The following is a 3,166-nucleotide window of genomic DNA, read 5'->3' as shown; positions in this document are numbered from 1 at the left end:
GGGACTGCGGGGGCTGGGACTGCGGGGGCTGCGGCGGTGCGGCGAGGTCGGCCGGCAGAGGCTGGCGGCGCATGGAGACCTCGGACCGCTCGGGGGTGCGGACCGACTCGACGGGCGGCGCCGGGATCAGCCGCATCGCCGTGAGGTTGACGATGTGGCGCGGGCCCTCGTCGGCGTCGGCCTCGCTCACCTCGACCACGGGGCGTACGTCGACCACGACGGTGTTGGTGAGGTGGTCGTGCCAGCCGCGGCGCTGGCGGCCGCGGTCCTCCACGGCGGTCCAGGCGAGGGTGGCGATGCCGATGCCGAAGGTGGGGAGGCCGGCGACCCCCAGCACGAGCGAGCGCAGGAGGGACGGCCCGACCCCGATCGGGGTGCCGTCGCCGTGGTGGACGACCCGCAGCCCCGACATCGCCTTGCCGGGCGAGCTGCCGCTGACGCCGAGCACGATCGCGAACACCAGCCACAGCAGGACCGTCGCGCCGGACACCGCACCCACCACGACCCAGACGTCGTCGGAGACGAAGAGCGCGGTGACGACGCCGACCGCCGCCAGCAGGCTCCAGGCCAGGAGGCGGTCGACGGCGAACGCGGTGAACCGTCGGTCGAGCTGGGCGATCGGGTAGGTCACGGGGAACGGTTGCTGGGTCACGGCGGCGGGGGTGCTCAGGGGTTCGTGACCTGGATGGTGACGCCGTCACCGAGGTCGAGGACGGCGCCGGGGATGAGGCTGACGGCGATGCCGGGCGTCAGCTCCTCGGGGTCGAGGCCCGGCTGCGCGAGGACGGTGCCGTTGGTCGAGCCCAGGTCGGTGGCGATCGCCGAGCCGTGGTCGGCCCCGGCCCCGGGGCGGATCTCGAGGTGGGTCGAGGAGATCTCCTGGTGGGGGCTGGACACGGTCACCACGTGGGGCTGGTCGTGCGAGGCGAAGCGGCGGGCCTCCGGGGCGCGCCCCACGAGCACGGTGCGGTCGACCGACACGACGTCACCGGTCGAGAACACCAGCGACGCGACCGGCTTCGAGACCACGTCGGGCGCGATCTCCTGACCGGGGATCGGCGGTCGCTCGAAGTCGGCGTGCGGCGGACCGGCCATCGTCTGGCCGTCGCGGTCCCAGTCCTCCTCGACGACCGGCACGTCGCCGGTCGTGGTGGGGTCGTCCTCGGGCTCGCCGAAGCTGAGCGGCGCCGCGGCCGCCGGCTCGGGCGTGGGGGTCGGCTCGGGTTCCGGCTCGGGCACGACGGCCAGGACCGGCTGCTCCTCGGTCCACACCGGCGCGGCGGGGCCCGCCGGGGCAGCGGACGCGGACGCGGACGGCGTGCCGAACTCGACGACCGAGACCCGCGCGAGGCCGGGCGTCAGGGCGTGCTCGACCGCGCCGCCACCGGTGAGGGTGACCCGGATGCTCGCGGCACCGGTGACGACGTGCTCGCTCCACGTCGTCCCGGCAGCCGCGGTGACGGTCTCGTCGCCGGCGGCCGTGGAGACCGACGCCGTCGGGGCTCCCCGCACGAGGAGCCGGGTCGCGTCGTCGCTGTGCGCGACGAGGGCGAAGTGGTCGAGGGAGGACAGCCCGTCGGCGAGCAGCGCGTCGAGCACGGCGTCGGCGTCGGCACCGGCGTCGGCGAGGTCCCAGAGGGCGGCCACGCGGGCCCGCTGGCTGGTGGGCAGCAGGACCGTCACGTGCTCGCCGACCACGGCGTACCAGTCCCCCGCCGCGAACCTGGCCGCTGCGCTCACTGTCGTCCCCCAAGCTTGGATTCGAGGCTCTGCAGCTGGCGCTGCGAGTCATAACTGGCGTCCTTCACCAATCCCACCACATCGACGACCACGGCCGTGGCGTTGTCGCGACCCCCGGCCGCCACCGCAGCCCGGACGAGCCGGTCGGCGGCGTCACGCGGGTCGGCGACGGTCTCGAGGATCTCCTCGATCTCGGCGTCCTCGATCATCCCGGTGACGCCGTCGCTGCACAGCAGGAGGCGCTCGACCGAACCGAGGGGAAGGAGGAAGAAGTCGGGCTCGATGCCCTCGGGGCTGCCGAGGGCGCGCGTGATGACGTGCCGCTCCGGGTGGACGGCCGCCTCCGCGACGGAGATCTGTCCGGCGTCGATGAGCTCCTGCACGACCGAGTGATCGACGCTGATCTGCTCGAGGCGGCCCTCGGTCATCCGGTAGATCCGGGAGTCGCCCAGGTTGGCCAGCAGCCACTTGGTGGTGCCGTGGTCGTCGACGAGCACGGCCACCACCGCCGTGGTGCCGGCGTGCCAGCCGGGCGAGAGCGCACGGTGGGCGTCGCCGTAGTCGATGATCCGGGCCTGCGCCCGGGCGAAGGCGTCGGCGACCTGCTCGGCGCCGCAGGCCGGGTCGTAGGCCTCGGCGAGGCGCTCGAACTCCTCCACGACCATCCGGCTGGCGACGTCGCCGCCGGAGTGACCGCCCATGCCGTCGGCGACGACGAAGACCGGTGGTGCGACGAGGTAGGAGTCCTCGTTGACCTTGCGCACGAGGCCGACGTCGCTCGACGACCCGTGGTGCAGGTCGACGTGCAGGTCGACGTTCCTCATGCCCAGCCCTCCGCGCCCGGTGTCGAGATGTGGGGCGGCGGCACCGACCCGGCGAGTAGCGTAAGAGGGATGTCCAGTCGAGGGCGGGCTACACCCGCGCGCACACTTGCCGACCAGCTCAGGAGCTGGTCGGACGACCAGCTCGTGGGGCTGCTCAGGGCCCGTCCGGATCTCGCCACACCCGCCCCTCAAGATTCCTCGCAGCTGGCCTCGCGGGCCGCCACGCGTTCGTCGATCCACCGCGCCCTCGACGGCCTCGACCGTCTGGAACTTTCCGTGCTTGATGCCCTGCTGGTTGCAGGTCAAACCACTTCGGACGAGGTGATCTCGATCGTCCACGCCGACCGGGACCGGACGGCGGCCGCGCTCCAGCGGCTGCTCGACCTCGCCCTCGCCTGGGAGGCCCCCGGCGGCATCCGCGCGCTGAGCGGCGTCGCCGACGCGATGCGCGGCCTGCCGGTCGGTCTCAGCGGCCTCCGCCCCTCCAGCCCCGAGCCCGCGACCCCTGCCGAGATCGCCGCCCGGCTCGCCGAGCTCAGCCCGGCGGCGACCGCGCTGCTGCGCCACGTCGACGCCCACGGCGGCGAGGGCACCACCGGGTC

Annotated in this window: 3 protein-coding genes and 1 pseudogene; 1 reads left to right on the top strand and 3 read right to left on the bottom strand. The window is 74.0% G+C overall.

The window, feature by feature from the left end; genetic code table 11:
- The 3 genes from JWN97_RS17095 to JWN97_RS17085 all read right to left on the bottom strand — a co-directional run.
- The coding region (locus JWN97_RS17095) for an RDD family protein (protein WP_297625395.1) at positions 1-652 on the bottom strand (652 nt) is incomplete at its 3' end.
- 14 nt (positions 653-666) lie between these two features.
- Positions 667-1,740 (bottom strand): FHA domain-containing protein, encoded by a 1,074-nt coding sequence (locus tag JWN97_RS17090; protein WP_297625393.1) that lies wholly within the window; start codon positions 1,738-1,740, stop codon positions 667-669.
- On the bottom strand, positions 1,737-2,564 hold the full coding sequence (locus tag JWN97_RS17085; protein ID WP_297625390.1) for a PP2C family serine/threonine-protein phosphatase: 828 nt from the start codon (positions 2,562-2,564) through the stop codon (positions 1,737-1,739). Before JWN97_RS17085 ends, JWN97_RS17090 begins: the two co-directional genes overlap by 4 nt.
- Before the next feature lie 69 nt (positions 2,565-2,633).
- On the opposite strand from JWN97_RS17085, the pseudogene JWN97_RS17080 reads away from it, so the two are divergent.
- Positions 2,634-3,166: pseudogene (locus JWN97_RS17080) on the top strand (hypothetical protein); the annotation flags it as partial.

Source organism: Nocardioides sp. (assembly GCF_025965415.1).
Lineage (GTDB): Bacteria > Actinomycetota > Actinomycetes > Propionibacteriales > Nocardioidaceae > Nocardioides.
Note: the sequence above shows the minus strand (reverse complement) of the source record. Positions and strands in the feature narration are given on the sequence as shown.

Bases quoted from the DNA above. Each gene is read 5' to 3' on its own strand.
- JWN97_RS17085 (WP_297625390.1), bottom strand. From the start codon at position 2,564: ATGAGGAACGTCGACCTGCACGTCGACCTGCACCACGGGTCGTCGAGC.